The organism is Adonisia turfae CCMR0081 (genome assembly GCF_011009555.1).
Taxonomy (GTDB): domain Bacteria; phylum Cyanobacteriota; class Cyanobacteriia; order Phormidesmidales; family Phormidesmidaceae; genus Leptothoe; species Leptothoe turfae.
The window spans coordinates 2,203,689-2,224,718 of sequence record NZ_QXHD01000004.1; the positions used below are offsets into that span (position 1 = coordinate 2,203,689).

22 protein-coding genes and 1 riboswitch are annotated in these 21,030 nt (G+C 47.4%); of the genes, 15 read left to right on the top strand and 7 right to left on the bottom strand.

Annotated elements, in window-relative coordinates; translation table 11 throughout:
• Positions 1-49: 49 nt before the first annotated feature.
• The 3 genes from DXZ20_RS13805 to DXZ20_RS13815 all read left to right on the top strand — a co-directional run bounded on the left by DXZ20_RS13805 (position 50) and on the right by DXZ20_RS13815 (position 2,572).
• On the top strand, positions 50-415 hold the full coding sequence (locus DXZ20_RS13805; protein ID WP_163663523.1) for a hypothetical protein: 366 nt from the start codon (positions 50-52) through the stop codon (positions 413-415).
• 220 nt (positions 416-635) lie between these two features.
• Complete coding sequence (locus DXZ20_RS13810) at positions 636-2,048, top strand: LCP family glycopolymer transferase (RefSeq protein ID WP_163663525.1); 1,413 nt, start codon at positions 636-638, stop codon at positions 2,046-2,048.
• Complete coding sequence (locus DXZ20_RS13815) at positions 2,048-2,572, top strand: plasmid pRiA4b ORF-3 family protein (RefSeq protein WP_163663527.1); 525 nt, start codon at positions 2,048-2,050, stop codon at positions 2,570-2,572. The genes DXZ20_RS13810 and DXZ20_RS13815 overlap by 1 nt, the downstream gene beginning before the upstream one ends.
• A 6-nt stretch (positions 2,573-2,578) precedes the next feature.
• Here the strand turns inward: DXZ20_RS13815 and DXZ20_RS13820 are convergent, their stop codons facing one another.
• Genes DXZ20_RS13820 through sir form a run of 3 tightly spaced genes read right to left on the bottom strand, consistent with a single transcriptional unit; the run spans position 2,579 to position 5,559 of the window.
• Entirely contained in the window at positions 2,579-2,989 is a 411-nt protein-coding gene (locus DXZ20_RS13820) for a hypothetical protein (protein ID WP_163663529.1), read from the bottom strand.
• 42 nt (positions 2,990-3,031) lie between these two features.
• The gene (locus DXZ20_RS13825) at positions 3,032-3,589 is read right to left on the bottom strand and encodes an NUDIX hydrolase (RefSeq protein WP_163698741.1); all 558 of its coding nucleotides are present in this window, start codon (positions 3,587-3,589) and stop codon (positions 3,032-3,034) included.
• Between the two features lie 20 nt (positions 3,590-3,609).
• Positions 3,610-5,559, bottom strand: a complete 1,950-nt coding sequence (gene sir / locus DXZ20_RS13830) for a sulfite reductase, ferredoxin dependent (protein WP_250564908.1) — start codon at positions 5,557-5,559, stop codon at positions 3,610-3,612.
• Positions 5,560-5,922: 363 nt separating this feature from the next.
• Between sir and DXZ20_RS13835 the strand changes: the two genes are divergently transcribed.
• The 4 genes from DXZ20_RS13835 to DXZ20_RS13850 all read left to right on the top strand — a co-directional run bounded on the left by DXZ20_RS13835 (position 5,923) and on the right by DXZ20_RS13850 (position 8,016).
• Positions 5,923-6,180 carry a CRR7 family NDH-1 assembly protein gene (locus tag DXZ20_RS13835; RefSeq protein ID WP_163663532.1) on the top strand — a complete coding sequence of 86 codons (258 nt, stop codon included), beginning with the start codon at positions 5,923-5,925 and terminating at the stop codon, positions 6,178-6,180.
• Between the two features lie 194 nt (positions 6,181-6,374).
• The gene (locus DXZ20_RS13840; protein ID WP_163698743.1) at positions 6,375-7,241 is read left to right on the top strand and encodes a hypothetical protein; all 867 of its coding nucleotides are present in this window, start codon (positions 6,375-6,377) and stop codon (positions 7,239-7,241) included.
• Between the two features lie 14 nt (positions 7,242-7,255).
• Complete coding sequence (locus DXZ20_RS13845) at positions 7,256-7,723, top strand: J domain-containing protein (RefSeq protein WP_163698745.1); 468 nt, start codon at positions 7,256-7,258, stop codon at positions 7,721-7,723.
• A gap of 20 nt (positions 7,724-7,743) precedes the next feature.
• Positions 7,744-8,016 carry a DUF3143 domain-containing protein gene (locus DXZ20_RS13850; RefSeq protein WP_163663540.1) on the top strand — a complete coding sequence of 91 codons (273 nt, stop codon included), beginning with the start codon at positions 7,744-7,746 and terminating at the stop codon, positions 8,014-8,016.
• Positions 8,017-8,067: 51 nt separating this feature from the next.
• Here DXZ20_RS13850 and DXZ20_RS13855 read toward each other — a convergent pair whose 3' ends face one another.
• Positions 8,068-8,481 (bottom strand): thiol-disulfide oxidoreductase DCC family protein, encoded by a 414-nt coding sequence (locus DXZ20_RS13855; protein ID WP_163698747.1) that lies wholly within the window; start codon positions 8,479-8,481, stop codon positions 8,068-8,070.
• A 384-nt stretch (positions 8,482-8,865) separates the two neighbouring features.
• On the opposite strand from DXZ20_RS13855, the gene DXZ20_RS13860 reads away from it, so the two are divergent.
• The 4 genes from DXZ20_RS13860 to pstB all read left to right on the top strand — a co-directional run bounded on the left by DXZ20_RS13860 (position 8,866) and on the right by pstB (position 13,022).
• A complete protein-coding gene (locus DXZ20_RS13860) occupies positions 8,866-9,894 on the top strand; it encodes a PstS family phosphate ABC transporter substrate-binding protein (protein WP_163698749.1) in 1,029 nt (342 codons plus the stop codon).
• 312 nt (positions 9,895-10,206) lie between these two features.
• Positions 10,207-11,190, top strand: a complete 984-nt coding sequence (pstC, locus tag DXZ20_RS13865; protein ID WP_163663549.1) for a phosphate ABC transporter permease subunit PstC — start codon at positions 10,207-10,209, stop codon at positions 11,188-11,190.
• A 74-nt stretch (positions 11,191-11,264) separates the two neighbouring features.
• Complete coding sequence (pstA, locus tag DXZ20_RS13870) at positions 11,265-12,173, top strand: phosphate ABC transporter permease PstA (RefSeq protein WP_163698751.1); 909 nt, start codon at positions 11,265-11,267, stop codon at positions 12,171-12,173.
• 51 nt (positions 12,174-12,224) lie between these two features.
• Positions 12,225-13,022 carry a phosphate ABC transporter ATP-binding protein PstB gene (gene pstB, locus DXZ20_RS13875; protein ID WP_163698753.1) on the top strand — a complete coding sequence of 266 codons (798 nt, stop codon included), beginning with the start codon at positions 12,225-12,227 and terminating at the stop codon, positions 13,020-13,022.
• A 111-nt stretch (positions 13,023-13,133) separates the two neighbouring features.
• Here the strand turns inward: pstB and DXZ20_RS13880 are convergent, their stop codons facing one another.
• The 3 genes from DXZ20_RS13880 to DXZ20_RS13890 form a co-directional block, all read right to left on the bottom strand.
• Positions 13,134-14,363: a DUF445 domain-containing protein gene (locus DXZ20_RS13880; RefSeq protein ID WP_163698755.1), complete on the bottom strand. Its 1,230-nt coding sequence runs from the start codon at positions 14,361-14,363 to the stop codon at positions 13,134-13,136.
• Complete coding sequence (gene ubiE / locus DXZ20_RS13885) at positions 14,360-15,067, bottom strand: bifunctional demethylmenaquinone methyltransferase/2-methoxy-6-polyprenyl-1,4-benzoquinol methylase UbiE (protein ID WP_163698756.1); 708 nt, start codon at positions 15,065-15,067, stop codon at positions 14,360-14,362. Before ubiE ends, DXZ20_RS13880 begins: the two co-directional genes overlap by 4 nt.
• Before the next feature lie 99 nt (positions 15,068-15,166).
• Entirely contained in the window at positions 15,167-16,069 is a 903-nt protein-coding gene (locus DXZ20_RS13890; RefSeq protein WP_163663559.1) for a response regulator, read from the bottom strand.
• Positions 16,070-16,289: 220 nt separating this feature from the next.
• Between DXZ20_RS13890 and DXZ20_RS13895 the strand changes: the two genes are divergently transcribed.
• The 4 genes from DXZ20_RS13895 (at position 16,290) to thiC (ending at position 20,925) form a co-directional block, all read left to right on the top strand.
• Positions 16,290-16,649, top strand: coding sequence for a VOC family protein (locus DXZ20_RS13895; RefSeq protein WP_163663561.1), 360 nt, complete (start codon positions 16,290-16,292; stop codon positions 16,647-16,649).
• Positions 16,650-16,764: 115 nt separating this feature from the next.
• Positions 16,765-17,700, top strand: coding sequence for a GDSL-type esterase/lipase family protein (locus DXZ20_RS13900; RefSeq protein ID WP_163698758.1), 936 nt, complete (start codon positions 16,765-16,767; stop codon positions 17,698-17,700).
• 86 nt (positions 17,701-17,786) lie between these two features.
• Positions 17,787-17,883: riboswitch (TPP riboswitch) on the top strand.
• 104 nt (positions 17,884-17,987) lie between these two features.
• Positions 17,988-19,496 carry a sodium:solute symporter family transporter gene (locus DXZ20_RS13905; protein ID WP_163698760.1) on the top strand — a complete coding sequence of 503 codons (1,509 nt, stop codon included), beginning with the start codon at positions 17,988-17,990 and terminating at the stop codon, positions 19,494-19,496.
• A gap of 61 nt (positions 19,497-19,557) precedes the next feature.
• The gene (thiC, locus tag DXZ20_RS13910) at positions 19,558-20,925 is read left to right on the top strand and encodes a phosphomethylpyrimidine synthase (protein WP_163698763.1); all 1,368 of its coding nucleotides are present in this window, start codon (positions 19,558-19,560) and stop codon (positions 20,923-20,925) included.
• Positions 20,926-21,030 lie beyond the last annotated feature (105 nt).

Consider the following 21,030-nt stretch of genomic DNA (forward strand, 5'->3'; position numbering starts at 1 on the left):
TATTCAGCCTTATTTCTCGTTTTTCGGTAGTTAGCAGTCAAGGTTATTTGTGAAACAATCATCACCTAACTATCTATTGCGGCTACGGCTCTATCTAAACCTTGTGCCAGTTTTAGGCATTCCTGCCTCTCTGTTAACTCTTTATGGTACTCCCCATGAACCTGATGCCCAGCTAAAGCAAGTAAGTCGCTTAGCCGTTGTCTTGGGAATGGGATGGTTATTAGCAACTGTGTTGCTGAGTGCGGGTGCCCATAGCGAATTTTCCCAGCTGGCGACCCTACGATTTTGGATTGCGAGTAGCTTTGTGGGGAGCGGCTATTTTCTGACAAATCTATGGCTGATGCTACGGATATTCCAAGGGAAATCGACTAAGCTCCCAGGCGTTAGCCAGCTAAGCCGCCGGCTACCGGATTAATGTTGCGTTTTGAAAAGATCCGTCTTTTCAGAAAAATACTGCTACTATTCTGCTAAAAATTGGACTGCTGTCCCTGATGTATGGCAGTTTTCCATTACCTTGGGCAAGGGTAGCTATATTAATTAGTCAATTGTGGCCAATAGTCGCTAAACTAACGGCTACATTTCCGCTTTCATAGCCCTTCTTCTCAATTATTATTCTCCAGGTTTGAGGTCATTCTGTGTCCATCCCACACCGCAAAAAACAATCAGCTAAACAGCCAATAAAGAAGGCGGTATTGCCCAAGCAGCGTAAACGTCGTGGGTGGTTGGGCATACCTAAGTGGGCATGGATCACTGTGTCATTGGCCAGTGTAGCGACGTTTTCAGCGGCTACGGGGGCATTGCTGGCGGTGTCTATGAATAGTCAGCCACTGTTACAGAGTCAGCTGTCACCTGAAGAAGCGGCTGTTTTCAGCGAGGATGAACCTATCCTTGCGACCAGTAGTTTGCGCCTCCCCCGTTTGACCAGACCGGTGAATATTCTGGTGCTTGGGGTCAAAGTTCTAACCTCTGATCTCGATCGGTCTGTTGCAGGTGCGGAGGACTTGGGATATCACGCCCTGGTTAACTCCTTTGAGGGCCTATCAGATACCATGCTGCTGCTGCGTTTCAATCCGCGCACGGGGCAGCTCGTGGTGATGTCTGTTCCCCGTGATACCAGGGCATTGGTCAATGGTATGTTGACAAAAATCAATGAAGCTAATTTGGATGGGGGGCCTGCATTAACAGCAGAGTCCATCAGCGACTTGCTAGGGGGGGTGGCGATCGACCGCTATGTTCGTATCAATGTGCAGGGTGTGGAAAAACTGCTGGATGCTCTGGGCGGCGTGACGGTTAATGTGCCACAGGATATGAAATATCAGGACGATAGCCAGCATCTGTACATCAATCTGAAAGCGGGTCGACAAACTTTAGACGGCAATCAGGCGCTGCAATTTCTACGGTTTCGCTACGACGAGAATGGCGATATTGGGCGGGTACAGCGCCAGCAGACAATGATGCGGGCTGTCATTGAGCAAACGCTTAATCCAGCAACCATCGCCCGACTCCCGAAGATTTTGTCAGTTATTCAGTCCCATGTTGATACCAACCTCTCAGTAGAAGAATTGGTGGCATTGGTAGGTTACGGGTCTCAAACTAGCCGTTCAGACGTGCAGATGTTGATGCTGCCAGGTAACTTTAGTAGTCCGACAGAATATAGTCTTAGCTACTGGCTCCCAAATTACGCAAAAATTGATGAGATGGTTGAGCAATACTTTGGGTTAGATGCCGCTCAGATGATGGAGGCTACCAGCCCTTCCTATTTAAGCGTGGTGATTCAAGACAGTACTGGTGATGAAGTTGCAATCCAGTCTTTGGTGGATACTCTCTACGATAGTGGCTATCGCAATGTGAGTGTTGGCTACGATTTGAACGAGGCACTTGCTGAAACCCGCATCGTTGCTCAACGTGGTGATCGTGCCAGTGCATCAATGCTAAAGCAGTTTTTAGGCATTGGTGAGGTGCGGGTTGAAAGTACTGGCAACCTTAACTCAGATATTACAATTCAATTGGGTGAGGATTGGTTAGCCGAACATGGAGCCGCCCTTTGATGCCCAATGAGCGAATTTATCAAATCAAACTGACTTTAACCGATAGCGAACCGCCTATATGGCGACGATTATTGGTCAATGCCACCACAAACTTAGAAGAATTGCATCGCATCGTGCAAATTGCCATGGGGTGGCAAAATTTATCGAACTATCATTACCGCATTGGTAAGCAGCGATCTGATACTGAGCCCTCTCTGTTGCAAATGCCCCTTAATGAAATCATTAGGGATGATCTGGTGCAGTTCTGTTACGTGTATGACCTACGTGACGGTTGGTTTCACACTATAGAGGTGGAAATGATTTTGCCCGCCGACCCTCAAGGCCATTATCCCCACTGCATCACCGGAGAATTACGCTGCCCTCCCGAAGGCTGTGGCGGTATTTGGGGTTACAACGAGCTAATAGAAATTCTCGATGACCCCGATGACCCGCAATATTTGACCCGATGGGATGAAGTCGGTGGGGACTTTGATCCTGACTATTTTGATTTGGGTCTTGTCAACGTACAACTACACTCAGGCTAGTGGCTATTATTTTTCTGGGTTAGACATTTGCTGAAAGCCTTGGGCCGCTTGCTGCCATCCCCGACGAATCTGTGGTCCTTGGTAGTTTATAAACCACTGGCTGCGGGTGGCGAATAAGGCTAATTCCATGGGTAGAGTGAACTGTATTAACCCTTTGCGACGTAATGTGCTGACGTAGGTATCAAACTGCTGTCTTAACTCATTGAGTTCGTCTAAATACCAATCAAGGCTTGCATGACGTAGTGATGCCGACTTTTTGATCCGCTGTAGTTCAGCTTTGAAGGTACTCAATGACGCCATAAACACCTGGTCCCGCATTTGGTCCTGCAGCATGTACTGACTAAAAAGATGCTGGGTGCTTAAGGCTTGATACTGACTGTCAGCGATTTGTTGGGGACGTTTAGAAATTGGCCGCATATCGATTATGGCGAGCGGATGTAAAAGTCTGAGCGGATATCGTTAGGTCAGACACGATGCTGGCCAAATCTTAGCAAATTCGTTGCTAAGGCAGCGACGTAGAATTTCCTGGTGCTTGAAAGCTAATTCCATTTCCAGGGCTTTCTCCAACTCAAACCAGCCAACGTCTGTGACTTCGCCCTTGCTTACCTGAGGATTTAACGGCGGTAGGTCTGCACCTTGACTGAGAAACACCATCACAGGATAGTGCATGGTGACATTTTGGGAGTGGCGGGGCTCACTAAAAACTAGACTAGGTTGATCAAGGGAACCCACTAGTCGATGGTTTGCCTGGATCTCCTTAAGATCCAGACCCAGCTCTTCCCAGACTTCACGAAGCATAGCCCCACCGATGGTTTCGTCATAGTCTAGATAGCCCCCTGCTAAACACCACTTGCCGACCTCAGACGGCAGGTCAGGACCACGTTTATTCAGGGGGACGTAGGCGTTACCGTCACAAACGACCACGACAATGGCCAGAACGGTAACGCTACGGCTGATCCAAAGCTCCTCGCCGTCAACGATGACACAGCGATTGGGAGTACTGGTGAATTTAGCCATTGATTAACCCGGAAAAGGGCCTAGTTACTTTGGTTGTTAAGATAAGTCGCGATCGCATCCTCTGCAATCTGTGCCATGCTCATGCCCTTGGTGGCGGCGGCTTCCTTCAGCTGTAGGTAAACTTCACCAGAGACACCGACACGGTGCTTACGACGACCTGATGCCTTCTTGGCAGGTACATAGGATTCAGCAAAGTTACGAATCGCGTCGAAACCGAGGCGATCGCAAAAATCACCAAAGCTTTCACCAGACTGGCGACCTTTCTTAAAGAAGGCAAACATTGGCTCTAGAGTACTCTCCAGATCATCAATGTTCATTTTCTGCATGTAAGGCTGGGCTAATCGAGTTTGATTAGGCGAACCTCCGAGCCACAGCTGATAGGAATTAGGCGCGCTACCCACAAAGCCAAGTTCAGCCATGTAGGGGCGGGCACAGCCATTGGGGCAACCGGTCATGCGAATCACAAAGTGTTCTTTCTTTAGCCCTAGCTTATTCAGCAGTGCTTGAATTCGGTCAAGCACAGTGGGCATAGCTCTTTCCGACTCAGTAACCGCCAAGCCGCAGGTAGGTAGAGCTGGGCAAGCCATGGCATAGCGGTGAAGCAGATTGATTTGATTATCTGCTTCAATGCCGTTGCTAGTTAGGATACGGTCAATTTCGTCCTTATCAGCTGGGTTGATCTCCGTTAGCAACAGACTTTGGTTGCTAGTAAGACGGATGGGCAACCGATAACGTAATTCAATTTCCTTCAGCGCTGACTTGATCTTGAATGCACCATTGTCATAAATCCGGCCATTCTCAATATGGACACCGAGGAAGAGATTGCCATCGCCCTGCTCATACCAGCCTAGATAGTCATAGAACTTCCATTCTGGCAAAGGTTTAAAAGGTTGCAGGCTCTTGCCAAAGTACTCCTCAACCTTGGCCCGGAACTTCTCAACGCCCCAATCGTTGATGAGATACTTCATCCGAGCATGGCGGCGCTGTACACGATCACCATAATCACGCTGGGTGGCCACAATTGCCTTTACCAGGTCATAGACATCTTCCTTATCTACATAACCAATTTCGTCAGCAATACGGGCAAAAGTTTCCTCTTTGTTATGGGTACGTCCCATACCGCCACCGGCCAATACGTTAAAGCCCAGTAACTCCTTATTTTCATCAACAATTACCACCAGAGTGACATCCTGGGTATAGGCGTCTACGGAGTTGTCCCCCGGTACAGTCACTGAGCACTTGAACTTACGCGGCATATAGTGGGTGCCGTAAATGGGCTCGACACTGTCCTGAAAGGTGGTGCCATTGCCATTACTCTGACGCGCAGCGACGACATCTGGGTGCTCTTCACCAGTGACGGCCTTTTCGCCATCTAGCCAAATTTCATAGTAGGCAGGAGTTTGGGGCGTGAGTAAGTCAGCAATCCGATTAGCATAGTCCCGGGCATAGACATACTCTGGTTTGTCCTTAAAGGGGGCGGGTACAGCCATCACATTGCGGTTCAAATCGCCGCAAGCTCCCAGGGTGGACCCCATGCTACGAATAATCGACGCCATGGTGGCCTTCAGATTTTTCTTTAGGATGCCGTGGAGCTGGAATGCCTGGCGAGTGGTAGCCCGAATGTTGCTGTAGCCGTATTTGTCCGACAGCTCATCTAAGGTCAGATACATTTCCGGTGAAACTAAACCTCCAGGATTGCGGGTCCGCAACATCATGCGGTAATCCTTTTCCTGACCTTTCACTCGGTTATCGCGATTATCTTGCTGGTAAGACCCATGGAATTTCAGGATCTGGATACCGTCTTCACTGAAATGAGTAGTGTCTTGGGCAAGCTCGGTTGCTACAGGTTCCCGGAGAAACTGACTACGTTCCTTAATCCCTTCCAGTCTGGATACTTTCTTTACAGGATTAATCGCCGGAACCGACGACTGAGCTACGTGGCTATTAGTAGAAATCGGGGTTTGAACCATGATGCAGCGGTCGATAGCAGAACAAGAACTGATGAATCCGAAAAACGAAACAGGCTATGGAAAAGCATCCAAGCCTAATATTTAAGTGTCTCGGTTGATTAGACTAGCGGAGCTAAATTGTAGTCAGATAGCTAGTCAATAACGGTATTACCCGGTAAATCGTTAGATTTTGATTTCCCGGTAATCCGCTCGGGATAGTGGTGTATACCCAATGGTATCATTGCCAACCATTTTGTGAGTGGTTACTCTCTGGCCAAATGTTATCTGATGCTGAAAATCAAGACTGGGCTGCAGTGATTCCACTTTATCCATGGTAAGCCCTTAGGATTGAGTTACCTATCTTGCCAAGCGGAGGCTCAATCTATGGCAGATGCCACCATGTACAGCGAAGAGATGTTTGTGTTGCTGATTCCTGGCAACGAGGAGGTCTTTTTAGAACCTGATGAGCTATTGGCTAAGCTCAAAGCCATGTTAGAGAAGTATCCTGGCCCCTTTCCCAGAGACTTACAAAAATTTGACTTAGTTGAACAGCAAGCTCTACATCTACGCGATACTGCCTGTGAGTTTGAAGTTACCCCCGGGGTGTCCTGGCAGTGGTATGCGGTGAGACTGGAGAAGTAGGCATGGGTAGTAGGCAATAGGAACGGTGCTTCCAGTAAAACGGGAGCATTCTGCATTGGCATAAAACTTCTATTAAATTATATGGTGTCCTGAATGCACCGACTCCTCTTCTCCCCCTGGTCCATCCCGTTTCTCTAGAGAACTATGTAGAATGAAGAACAAAATTATGCTGTCTCAACACAATTAGTTGACCTGTGGATGAACTCAGGACGGGGTTAGAGTTAGCAACCCACGTTGAACTGGCCGCCCTGGCCGAGGTATTATTTCGACCCAAGTTTAATCCTTTAGATTATTGGTGTACCCCTTCCCCCCAGAAGGTGCAAAGTTGCGATCGCACCCATCGTATCCAACAAATAGACGCTCGACTGCGCTATCTGGCGGCTGATGGTTTGACGGTGCTGCGACAAGACACCCAGCAGCTGAGCTATCGACAAATTTTGCTACAGCTCAACCGTCACCTTAAACTTCGGTTGTCTACGCGATTATCCACCCTCGATTTAGAAGCCGAAATATTTTTGCAGTTACTCGAAAAGACCTGGCAGCAGCTACCTCCCAGTCAGCAACGTCAGCTGCAAAAACGATTGACCAATGAATTGGCGCAGATGAAAGAGTTTCAACGGCTATCGCCTCAATTACAACAAAACCCTATGGCTTTAGTGCTTAAGGGAGGCGGTGCCGTTGCTGCTAGTTCGGTGATTCGCCCCTGGTTACTGCAGCAAATTGCAAAACAGTTTGCGCTCCAGATGGCACGTTATCAGGTGGCTCAACAAACCCTGCGCGGGGCCGCTACTTTGGGCGCTAAAGTGCAGGGGAAAGCGGCTATCCATCTGGCTTCCCGCGGCATGGCTATTAATACGGCACGATACAGTGCTGTACGGGGGGTATTTGCTTGCTTAGGGCCAGCCCTATGGACTTGGTTTATCGTCGATCTAGGCTGGCGAGCCATTGCCTCAAACTATACTCGCGTGATTCCAGTCGTATTTACTCTGGCCCAAATTCGATTGATCCGCGATTCGGATAACGAGTTATCCGATCATGCAACGTTGGAAGCGGCGGCATAATTTGACAGACATATATGACAAATAGCGTCTCTGAGGATAGTCCCAAAAATCACTATGAACTTTTGGGGGTGAAGCCGACAGCCTCCCCCCAGGAAATTCGTCGCGCTTATCGGGAGTTAAGCAAGCTCTATCATCCTGATACCACGGAGTTATCGAGTGCGATCGCAACCAAAAAGTTTCAAGCCCTCAATGAAGCCTATGGCACCCTAAGCAATCCAGAACAACGTCTTAGCTACGATAGTAAAATAGGCTATTCTCGGTTTTACGTGAGCCAAGCCCCCAAAGATATTAGGACGGGTTCTGGCAAAGATTCACCCTTTGAGTCTCGCTATACCTACCTTGATCCGACCGATCGCCCCCTATCTGCAGGGGAGATATTTGCTCTGTTTATACTGGGGCTAACGTTTGCCGTCTGCCTGGCCCTAGTATTTATTTTGGGGATCGCCGATAGTGATTTTACCCTGTCTGTCTTACAGCCTTAATTTAGCAATAGCAATACTCCATGGCCCTTCCCTCCACTGATACACCTCTGTACAACCACACGCTGCCTGACATTGAGCTATGGCTGACCCAGCAGGGTTGCAAGCAAGACAATTCTGAACTCAATCGCTGGGAAATTTCCAAGGCAACCTGGCGAGCAGATTTAATTCTAGAAACGGACTCGCTAGTTGTGCGTTATTTAGATGCAGGCGATACCGGGGAGGACATTCAACGGGGTTTCAAATATTCCCTAAGCCGTCAAGATTTAGAAGATGCCATTTTTGCGGGTCCTTAACTTTACACAGCGCATTTTAAGTATTTAGGAGTCCCGACCTTAACGTGGTGATTAAAAATATTGATCACATCGGTCTGACTTACAGACGCGGTGGATTGACTCATAGGTAGCAGCACGCCGACCAAATAACCTATATCGATTGTCACGGATAAATATGTACAGCTGATCCCCAGAACGCTTCAGGCCCGGCAAGCTACGGTAAGCAGCCACAAACAGAGCACCAACTGGTAGCAAGGCTCCAATTTCTTCAGCAGCAGCACTGCCCTGCCAACGCCTCTTAGGATTAGCCTCATCAATTAGTAGCATCCCTAACTCACAATCAGCAGCTGTAACGTTGAACTGCTCCAGGATTTCAGCATCTTGCATCGACCCATAATGAAAGCGCTGGCCTCGATCAAGCCACTCTAACCATTGGACTAAGGTTGTACAGAGATTACAGTCGCCATCGTAAATTACGCAGTGCATAGGGATCACTCTAAATAGAACAGGTACAAGCCGAACACAGACGACTTACAGGAAGAGAGCTTATATTCAATATCCAGAGCAGTCAAAAATCAGCTTAGAAATCAGGCTTTTTAGGAAATCGCTATAGATTTAAGCCCATGCATCACACCCGTTTATTCCTTAACTATAGGAATAAAACCTGTCAGCTTGACCCGGTGTTAAGGCACCTCCAATGTAGCTTGCTATACATTAAGAACGTTATTCAAGGCACAAAATCACGGAATGATGCATGTTAGCTTAAGCACATTTTCAAATTTTTCTTAACCTTGCCTTTACCTGAGCTCGGTAGTTTTCACCAAGAATGTCTTTAGACATTTTTGGTGAGGAGTTTAAGTCAAAGCAATCATGGAATTCAAAGCACGGAAAATGCGCTACGCATACTCAGCGACTCTGCTTGCTCTATTAACTAGCCTGGCTGCTTGCGGCGGTGGCACTACAACTGATACCGCCGATGCACCTGCTGACGGTGGCACTGAAGTTGCTGCTGCTGGTGGTGTCTCTGGCGATGTTTTAATTGATGGTTCTAGTACCGTATTCCCCATTGCAGAAGCAATGAGTGAGGAATTCAGCATTGCTAACCCTGATGTCAATGTCACTGTCGGTATTTCTGGTTCCGGCGGTGGCTTCAAGAAGTTCTGCGCTGGTGAAACCGATATTTCTAACGCTTCTCGTCCTATCAAGGATGAAGAAGTTGCGGCTTGTGAAGAGGCAGGCATTGAGTTTATCGAGGTGCCCGTCGCTTTTGACGGACTGACCATTGTGACTAATCAGGCTAATGATTGGGCTCAGTGCTTGACTACTGAGCAGCTGAACACCATGTGGTCTCCTGATTCTGAAGGTCAAGTTGCCAACTGGAACCAGGTAGATCCGTCATTCCCCGATCAGGAACTAGGTCTGTATGGTCCTGGTACTGACTCTGGTACGTTCGACTACTTCACCGATGAAGTTAATGGTGAAGAGGGTGCAAGCCGTGGTGACTACACTGCCAGTGAGGACGATAATGTAATCGTGCAGGGTGTAACAGGTGATGAGGGTGCCCTAGGTTACTTTGGTTACGCCTACTTTGAAGAGAACTCTGACTCTTTGAAGGCGGTTGAAATCCAGAACGACGCTGGTGAATGTGTAGCTCCTTCTACTGAGACTATCGCTGATGGCTCCTACAACCCCATGTCTCGCCCCCTGTTCTTCTACGTGAAGAAAGAAGCCTACGACACTAAGGAGCAGGTCAAGGCCTTTGTTGACTTCATGCTTGAGCCCAAGAATGGCGAGCTAATCGGTGATGCTGGTTATGTTGCATTGCCTGATGAGATCTTAGCTAATGCCAAGGCTCGTGTTGATGAGGCCAAGCTAGGCAGCGACCCTACTAACCTGTAGGGGTTAAACCCATCAGGCTCTCTACCTGATGATTGGTCATTGCAACTGGGGAGAGTTAATCTCTCCCCAGTTCTCTTTGGCTAAGTTCTGTTCTGCATCGCTGGATGCATCGTTTCTGGACAAAAATTTAGTAGTCTATTTTTGCATCTGATACTCTTATTCCCTGCAAACAAGAGTTACAGCTGACCTAAAGCATTGGCTTAAACATTGGATGCACTCGAACATTGTCCACGTCCAAAACGGTCGTTTTGACCCAGAGTAAGCAGGTGCCTGGACGTGGTGTAGCCTAAACCCAAGCTGAGGACTTTATGCATGACAGCTGAGCTTCCCTTAAATGATATTGCCCCTGGCGCTTGGCAACCGAATCGTAGTCGTTCTCAAGCTATTCAGATGATCGTTAAGATCATCTGCGGAGCATTTGCTGCAATTTCGATTGTCACCACCATTGGTATTATCGCAACGCTCATTTTTGAGGCCTTTTCTTTCTTTGGAGATCTACCAGCTGAGCTGTCAAAGGATGGCGAAAACGTCTCCTATATTCAAGGGGTTATTCATTTCCTAACGGCTGGCCGTTGGACACCTTTGTTTGCGAGTAAGCAGTTTGGAATTTTTGTGTTGATCAGTGCGACGCTGATGATCACCTTTATTTCAATCGCGGTAGCCCTCCCCTTAGGACTATTAGCTGCCATCTGCCTGAGCGAATATGCGAGTCCCAAACTACGTAAAATCCTCAAACCTGTTCTAGAAATTCTAGCGGGTGTGCCGACGGTGGTTTATGGTTACTTCGCTCTGTTGACTGTTACCCCTTTCTTGCAGGCATTTTTGGAACCTGTGGAAGGTTTCAACTCCCTAAGTGCGGGCATTGTTTTGGGAATTATGATTACGCCTATGGTGGCGTCTTTGAGTGAGGATGCCATCTATTCTGTGCCTCAGTCCTTACGTGATGGTTCCTATGCGTTGGGAGCCACTAAGCGTGAAACGGTTTGGTCTGTTGTTTTGCCTGCTGCGCTTTCAGGAATTGTTTCGTCTTTGATTTTAGCGATGTCACGGGCCATCGGTGAGACCATGATTGTGACCTTGGCGGCAGGCGCAAACCCTACCCTGGGCTTTAATCCATTCGTACCCGTTATGACCATGACAGCTTACATTGTGCAGGTGACAAAGGGGGATGCTCCCCATGGAACCATTGCCTACGAAACTCTGTACGCAGTGGGCATGACCCTATTTTTAATTACCCTTGCTCTCAATGTCTTTAGCTTTTGGTTTGTGCGTCGTTTCCGTCAGAAGTACGACTAATGAAAGCGTTTTCTGAGTTAACGCAGACCGTGTGATGAGTAGTAGAGCAAGTGAGCAAATAGGAATACAAGGACATGACGGCTCAAGGGATTGAAAATAAGGATGTACCAACTGGCAACTTTAAGCAGGATTTGTCCGGTCGCTACAACCTAGATAAAGTATTTGCAACAGCTGCATGGACTGCCACTATCATTTCTGTTGTGGTGCTGGCATGGTTGTTGTTTACGATTTTGCAAGATGGTTTAGGCACGCTAAACCCTAACTTTTTTACAGCATTCCCATCACGAAAAGCTGAGCAGGCCGGTATCAAGGCAGCTTTCTTCGGCACCATGTGGGTAATGGGGATTGTGGCAGCGGTATCATTCCCCATTGGTGTGGGTGCAGCCATCTACCTTGAGGAGTTTGCCACTGATAATTGGTTTACCCGGTTGGTGGAAATAAACATTGGGAACCTGGCTGGTGTGCCCTCAATTATTTATGGTTTGCTGGGTCTAGCTGTTTTTGTGCGTATTCTTGAGCCCTTAACAGGTGGACGCAGTGTGCTCTCCGGGGGGTTAACGCTCTCGCTACTGATTTTGCCAGTGATTATTGTGGCTACGCGAGAAGCTCTCAGAGCAGTACCCAACAGCATTCGTTTGGCGGGTTTTGCGTTAGGTGCTAATCAGTGGCAGGTTGTCTGGCATCACGTGCTACCCAGTGCAATGCCTGGTGTCTTAACTGGGGTAATTCTGGCGCTATCTCGCGCTATTGGAGAGACAGCACCTTTGCTCGCGATCGGTGCGGTTGCGTTTATTCGCTCTACACCTGAGAACTTGCAAAGTCCGTTTACGGCAATGCCCATTCAAATCTACAACTGGGTTGGCCGTCCCCAAGAAGAGTTTCACCATATTGCCGCTTCAGGAATTATCGTGCTGATGGTCATGTTGCTGTTGATGAATACGATCGCAATTTACTTGCGTAATCGTTTTCAGAAGACGCGCTAGTTTACCGCATTCATTTACCAAGATATTGGGTATTCGCAGGAATTATAAATTATGCAAGATACACGTCCTAAAACTATGACCGATACAGCTTTACAGGCTGAAAAAATCTCAGTTTACTACGGATCTAGCTTGGCGGTTAAAGACGTTTTTCTGGATATTCCTCGTAACCAAATTGTGGCCTTTATTGGTCCATCTGGATGCGGCAAAAGTACTGTGCTGCGATGTTTTAATCGGATGAACGATCTGATTCCAAGTGCTCGCGTTGACGGTAATATCCTATTTGACGGAGAAAACATTAAGCGATTTGATCCCGTAGAACTACGTCGCCGCGTGGGCATGGTTTTCCAGAAGCCCAACCCTTTCCCAAAGTCCATCTATGAAAATATTGCCTTTGGTGCTCGTATTAATGGTTACCAAGGTGATATGGATGAGCTAGTGGAGCGATCCTTAAAAGGGGCAGCCCTTTGGGATGAGGTCAAAGATAAGCTCAAAGACAGTGGCTTAGGCCTATCAGGTGGGCAGCAGCAGCGTTTGTGTATTGCTCGTGCGATCGCCATCGAACCCGAAGTCATCCTCATGGACGAGCCCTGCTCTGCCCTTGACCCCATTTCCACACTAAAAATCGAAGAGTTGATGCATGACCTGAAGACACAATACACAATCGTGATTGTGACCCACAATATGCAGCAGGCATCCCGCGTTTCAGATAAGACTGCCTTCTTCAATGCACAGGCCACTGAAGCTGGTGGCAAGATGGGGTATCTGGTGGAATATGACGATACGCAGTTGATATTTAGCAATCCTCGCGAAGAATACACCCGCGACTATGTATCTGGCCGATTCGGTTAATTCACCGGTTGGCTATCCACATCATCCAAGCGTTTCAAATTATCTCCGTAGGGGCATCTCTTGTAGGTGCCCTGTTTTTTGCATGCAATGCCCCTATTGCATGCAATCCCCCTACTGGAATAATAAAATTCCGGCTTGTATGAGGCCGATAGTAAAACCCAAAATTCCCCCCAGGTTAACAATGGCTTGTAGCTCATTGCGGACAATGCCTTGAATCGCCATTTCCAGGTTTCGTGGGGATGTGGCATTGACCCGTTCCATAATCACCTGGTCAATATCAAGAATGGGAATTGCCTTAGCAACAATGTTTTCCAAATCTTCTTCCAAATATCGTTCCAGGATAAGAGCGAGTTCTTGACTGGTAGTATCCAGAGAATCCATAACGACTGAGGATGTCTGTAATCGTTTTAGTAATCGCTGGGCTACCTTGTGCCAGTCAATGGAGTCACTTAACCCCCTGAGCAACGGCACCCCGTCTGTTTGTAAATAGCTGCGAATAGTCTGCCGCAGGGTGAGCCTGAGTTGTTGGACGGTCGATATTGGAAAATCCTGGAGCGAGAAATTTTGCAACCATTCTTGAAACCGATTTTCCACGCGTAGAGCGTTAATCAGTTCAGCAATGCGACTGTTACACTTGGCCGGTTCATCTAAACAATAGGTGCGTAGACGGGTGAGAGCATTGCGCACGCCCAAAATATTGGCGACCACCCAATACGTACCGCTAGTTTTTTCTCGTAAAGTTTCGTCAATCACCTTAATATTTCGATCGGTGAGAAAGTCAATAATTAAGCGACGTAGACGATCAGGCGGCAAAATGCCCTGGCGCACCCAGGTAGAAATTTGTTTGGCCTGATTTTCGTTTAGACGAAAATTCAGCAGGACCTGATCAAAAATATGGTCAATTTGATCAGCCAGAAAATTCTCATCCCGGGCCCATACTTTTAACATTTTGGGTAAAGATTGGCCCAGCATATCCTGAAGAATATTGCCGAGGATATAGGCTGTTTTGTCCTGGTTGCTAGTCTGCGTTTGGGTGAGGGCTAAGTTCAAGAGCCAACGAATGGCACCCTCCATACGTTCAGTTTTAAGTAGTCGCTTCGCCAGCCGCTGTAGCTCTTCGGGCGTCAAAAGTGACCCCATGATCGTATCGGCAATCCGCTTGGCCAGACGGTTTTGGTTGCTCGGAATCAACCCTGGCGTAAATGGTAGTCGTTGGCCAAACAGGTGGATAGGACGATAGGGTCGGAATAACATTTTGATGGCTAAATCGTTAGTGAAATAGCCAATAATGCCACCCACAATGGGGGGCACAACCAACACAATGGGAGAAACTGCGATCATTTTTGCGCCACCAGGACACCCATCATCCCCCCGACGAGAGGATAATGCACAGCCTCACGAAAACCAACCTCTTGGGCCAAGGCAACTTGCTCACTACCCATAGGGAAACGATCTACGCTGGGACCGATATAAGCATACTCTTCAGTCAGACCGCATCGCTGAGCGGTGGGCACCACAATGGTGTCGAGATACCATTGCTGGAACTGCTTAACGAAAGCAGAACTCGGACGATGAAAATCCAAAATAACGGCTTTGCCATTGGGCTTTAAGACCCTGTGGAGTTCACTAAGCCCCTTGGGAATATTGATGAGGTTGCGTAGACCATAGCCCATGGTCAGGGCATCAAACTGATTGGTCTCAAAGGGCAAACTGAGGGCATCAGCTTCAACCCAAGTAGTGCGTGTGGTATAGCCTCTGGTGGCAGCACGTTGGGCTGCGATCGCAAGTTGCTCAACCGCAAAATCTGCCCCAGTCACCCGACCATCAGCCCCCACTTTTCGTGCTAGCAGTAAGGCCAAATCACCACTACCGCAGCATACATCCAGAACATTCATCCTTGACTCGGCACCACTCCAATCCACAGCCATTTGCTTCCAAACCTTGTGTAGACCAAAGCTCAGAGATTGGTTTAAGTCATCATAGACCGGTGCAATCCGGTCGAATAAGTCACGAATATAGTTGGCATCGGGAGCAGCCTGAGCCATCAGTTCCTTCCTACGGACAAGTGTGATCAGCGACCCTAGCATACAATTGATGCTGACTACGGCAACTGAATCCGCCTTTTATCATACTGCCGCTTGAGCCTATTGAGAGCGGACTGCAACTAGAGCTTGAGCCATTTGATTCGTTGCAATCGTTAGAATATTGCTGACATCAGTGAGCGTGCGATAGCTGTGGGCCCAATGGAGTGACACCACTGCTAACAGACGTTCTTGAAATATGATAGGGGCCACCAAATGAGCTCGTGTACCTGTTGCCTCGTAGAGATGATCATTGACGTTGCTAGCGCTCACGTCGGGCAAGGTTTGCAGAGTACGAGTTGCAATTACCGCCTGCACTAACGGGTTACTGTCTAGGCTTTGACCACCCAAGTTGCCAAACGTAGCCGTTGCCCCATTGTCTACACACTTGATGACACATAGCTGAGCTGATAGCGTTTGTCCCCATCCATCAGCAATAAACTGTAGTGCCTCGCTTTCCTGCATCGCCATGTGGGCAATCTCAGCGACTCTGCCCATGAGCTGAGATTGCCGATCAGCAACATACAGTGCATGATGACTTTCCTTAAGCAGCTCATAGGTGTCGGCAGCCTTTTGAACTAGCTGTTTTAGAATATTTGGCTCCCAAGGCTTAGTAATATAGCGATAGACTTGGCCATTGTTAATGGCTTGAACCAAATCTGTAACGTCTGTAAATCCTGTAAGAATAATACGAACCGTGTCCGGAAAGTCAGGCACCGTCTTACTCAGGAACTCAGTGCCGCTCATATCAGGCATCCGCTGATCAGAGATAATGACCGCAACTTCGCCATCATCTTCTAATACCTCTAATGCTTTTCTGCCGCTCTCAGCTCTCAAAACCTGATACTCGCGACGGAATGTGCGGTATAGCAAGTCTAAATTGTCGGGTTCATCATCGACAACTAGAAGCCGAGGTTTTTGCCTGGTCAAAACTTGTGCTGCATTTAAAGGACTGACTGTGTTCATAAAGACTTGCAGGAGTACACAGAGAGGGCTACTCACAGGATAACGATACCCATCGAATCACACCAGACTGTGTTTGACTGATGATATTAGTAAACCCAGGTTAATTCTGGAGTAACGATTGAGAGAAGTTATCTGGCTAGTGATGCAATATACCTGAACTGTCAAGCTAGCCCCAACTACGGCTCGCTACAATAAGGAAGCTGACTAGAAAATTTAAGAGATGTTACAGTCAATTCTGCATGCCGCCATCAACGTTTCAAATCTGGCAACAGCAGAACATTTCTATGGAACAGTCCTTGGACTAACCAAAGTAGAACGAACCCTGAAATTTGCCGGAGCATGGTACCAGCTAGGCTCTTTTCAAATCCACCTAATTGTAGCGGAGCGTGATTATTCTCAGCCAGCCCCTGATGAAAAGTGGGGGCGTCAAGCACATTTAGCATTTGCAATTACAGATTTAGACGTTGCCAAACAGCGATTAAAGTTAGCTCATATACCGATGCAAGCCAGTTCGTCTGGTCGTGCAGCGATATTTGTCCAAGACCCAGATGGTCATGTTATTGAATTGAGCCAACTGTAAAATATCAGATTAAATTGCCTATAGCGCAATGCTGGCAAAATGTTTATATGGGGGCATGGTAGCGTGAAGATTAATTCTTATTCTTGATATTTTTCTTTCTAAACGGGGGCTATCCGTGAAGTTTGTTATTTTAGGATTGCTTTTTGCTTTAGTAGGATTTCTCTTAGTGGAGTTAGCCCTGAAGCTCTTGTTTGGGTTTGGCAATCCACCTCTCTATGTAGCTGATGATACTATCGGGTATCTGTTAGCCCCCAATCAGCGAGTGCGACGCTTCGGTAATTTAATTAACATCAATCAATATTCCATGCGGTCGAATAAGATTGAAAAAACTCGACCGTTGAATATTCTAAGGGTATTTCTAATTGGCGACTCTATTGTTAACGGAAATTGGTGGACCGATCAATCTTCTACATTATCGGTAAGACTAGAGAATAGCCTTCTTCAATATGATGAGATACAGTGGGCTGAAGTGCTCAATGCATCTGCCAATTCATGGGGACCTCGCAACGAACTGGCTTATCTACAAAAATTTGGAATCTTTGAGTCACAAATTGTCATACTGGTGATCAACACTGATGATCTCTTTGGTGTCCAGCCTAATTCGCTTCAGGTGGGTAAAGACCGCAGTTATCCAAATCAAAAGCCTTTGCTTGCTATCTTAGAAATCTTTAACCGCTTTAAGAAACAACAACCTATTCCAGGTTTAAAAGAGGTTCAGAACGAGAAAGGAGATCGCATTGGCAAAAATCTAACAGCCATTATTGAGATCAAGAAATATGTAGTTACCAACAACGGCATATTGTTGTTAGCCATGACCCCTCTTAAACGGGAGGTGCTCCATGGTCCAAGAGATTATGAGATTGTTGCCCGTGAGCGAGTGGATAAACTAGTCGCTCAGCAACAGATTCCCTATATAGATTTCTTACAACTGTTCCAAGATACCCCTATACCTGAACATCTTTATCGAGATCATATTCATCTCAGCCCCAGTGGGAATACCTTGGTGACTCAATCTTTAACCGCCCTTACCCTCGAAGTCTTGGCCAAGTAAAACCAGTTTTCTCTGAACAGCTACGTAACCTTTCTTTGCAGTGAACCCGATCCACTGCCTTCTGATAATTACTGTGATAATATCAATCACATAGCTAGGGGTGCCCACTCAAACGGGCTGAGATTATACCCTCGGAACCTGAGTCTGGGTCATGCCAGCGTAGGGAAGCAGCCGATTTAGTTGACTGTTACTGCTGAATGCATCCGTGGGAAAGTCAAGGGGTGATATCTGTTATCTACAGACTATGCTCATCGCTCCTAGTATTCTGCCCAACGCAATGAGGAAGCATGGTGTCCATAGGAGCGATCGCGCTACTAGTGACTCTAGTAACGGCAGCAGCATTTACCCTACTTGGTGTGCTTTATGCTGGGCGTCAACGGATTGATTTAGAAAGCTACATGGTCAATCGCAACCAGGTTGGTGGTTGGTCAGCCTTGGCAACGGTGACGGCTTCAGCTTTGGGAGCCTGGATTTTATTTAGTCCCCAGGAGGCAGGCTCCGCGTTTGGTGGAGTGTCAGCTATTTTGGGTTATTGTCTTGGTTCAGCAGGGGCCGTGGCCTTATTTTTTATCGTAGGGCCAAGACTACGCCACCTAATGCCCCAGGGTCATTCCCTAAATGAGTATGTAAAGCATCGCTTTGGCGGCCCCATGTACTGGCTGGTGGAGACGGTAATTGTTTTTTACATGTTTATTTACCTGGCAGCAGAGCTAACAGCTATTGCCAAGGCATTGCAGCTAGTGGCCGATGTTCCTCTAGGAGTCACCGCTCTGGTAGTGATTACAGCAGTGTTTATTTACACGACGGTAGGAGGTTTAGGCACCACTATCTTGACTGATGTGGTTCAGTTTGTGGTGATTGTGCCCTTGTTGTTGATCTGCTCAGGGATGATTGTTGTGGCTTTGGGGGGGACAGATGCCTTTATTGCTGTTTCTGCTCAGCAGCCCGAGCTATTATCCTTGGGCAACATTGATGGTGTTCGCTTTGGAGCCACACTGATCATTGCTATTGTTGCCGCAGAGGTTTTTAATCAGGGCAACTGGCAACGAGTTTATGCCTGTCGTGACAGCCAAACAGTGCGTCGAGCTTTTCTGGGGTCGGCAGTTATCATTTTGCCACTGATCTTTATTGCAGGCTTGTTAGGTGTGTTGGCAGTTCCCTTAGCAGCAGAACAACCGGACATTATTGGTGCAACTGCGTTCTTTGGTTTGTTGAGCCAACTCGCGATGCCTGGTTGGGTGTTAGTCAGTGTGATTGTATTGGCTCTGGTTCTAGTAATGAGCAGCCTGGACACCATGCTCAATGGTATTTCAAGTGTGTTCACGCTAGATCTTATGCGCGTGTTGCCTGACCCGTCAGCGAAGAATGTGCTGAGAGTTTCACGAATTTTAACTGTTTTGATAGGGGTGCCTGCGATCGCAATTGCCTCCCAAGGCTACAGCGTACTGTATTTATTTTTTGTTGCCGATTTGATTTGTGCAGCCGTCTTATTCCCCATGCTATATGGTTTATACAGTCGCCATCTTACAGGGTGTAATGCCTTTGTTAGCTCGCTCATAGGAATGGTGGCAGGACTATTGTTTTTTCAAAAACCAGACTTTTCACCCTTATTTCCAATGGTGCCTGGTAGCGCAGATCTACTCCATAGCTTTGCAGCAGCGCTGATTACTTCAACAGTGGTCACACTAGTTTGGACTACCTTAGCAAAACAAAATGGTACAGCTCCCGTTTTTAATTACGATCAGCTACAAGCTACACCTTATGTAGTTCAAGCTGAAGACAGCTTGCCAGCTTAATTCCTGGGCCGACCTGGCCAAGTCGTCACCATTTGTTACCCCACTTCATTTTGGTTTAAAGATGAGAACAAACTGGATTACCCCCCGTCGAGGACAAGCGAATGTTACCCAGATGCACTATGCGCGTCAGGGCATAATCACAGAGGAAATGGCGTATGTAGCTAAGAGAGAGAATCTACCTGCTGATCTGATTAAAGAAGAAGTTGCTCGGGGACGGATGATTATTCCAGCCAATATCAACCATCCCAATCTAGAGCCTATGGCTATTGGTATTGCCAGTAAGTGCAAGGTGAATGCCAATATTGGTGCTTCTCCCAATTCTTCTGATATCAGCGAAGAGTTGGACAAAATGTACCTTGCTGTGAAATACGGTGCTGATACCGTGATGGATCTCTCCACAGGTGGTGGCAACCTAGATGAGATTCGTACTGCCATTATTAATGCTGCTCCCGTTCCCATCGGTACAGTTCCTATCTATCAAGCGTTAGAAAGTGTCCATGGCAGCATTGAAAATCTCTCTGAGGATGATTTTCTTCACATCATTGAGAAGCACGCTCAGCAGGGTGTGGACTATATGACCATCCATGCAGGACTACTGATTGAATACTTACCGTTGGTGAAAAATCGCATTACCGGCATTGTGTCTCGGGGTGGTGGCATTATTGCCCAATGGATGTTGCATCACCATAAGCAAAATCCCCTTTACAGTCGATTTGATGACATCATCGAAATCTTCAAAAAGTATGATGTTTCCTTTAGTCTTGGTGACTCTTTACGTCCAGGCTGTCTCCATGATGCTTCGGATGAAGCACAGCTATCAGAACTAAAAACACTTGGTCAGCTGACCCGACGTGCTTGGGAACACGATGTCCAGGTGATGGTGGAAGGGCCTGGTCACGTTCCCATGGACCAAATTGAGTTTAACGTACGCAAACAAATGGAAGAGTGCTCAGAAGCGCCATTCTATGTGCTGGGACCCTTAGTAACTGACATTGCTCCCGGGTACGATCACATTACCTCCGCCATTGGTGCAGCTATGGCGGGCTGGTATGGAACCTCTATGCTCTGCTATGTAACCCCCAAAGAACATCTAGGTTTACCCAATGCTGAAGATGTCCGCGATGGCTTAATTGCTTATAAGATTGCAGCCCATGCAGCTGACATTGCGCGCCATCGTCCGGGAGCTCGCGATCGCGATGATGAACTTTCCCACGCTCGCTACAACTTTGACTGGAATAAACAATTTGAACTGTCCTTAGATCCTGAGCGTGCTCGTGAGTATCACGATGAAACACTACCGGCTGATATCTACAAGACAGCTGAGTTTTGCTCTATGTGTGGTCCTAAGTTCTGTCCGATGCAGACTAAAGTAGACGCAGACAAACTCACAGAACTAGAGAAGTTCTTAGCTAAAGCAGCAACAGTGTAAAGACATCTGAGACTTTCTTTATGAAGTAAGATGTTGATGGGTTAAATAATATTTGGGAAGAAAGGTAGCGGCTTGATGCTGCTCCTTTCTTTTATCTGGAGAGAC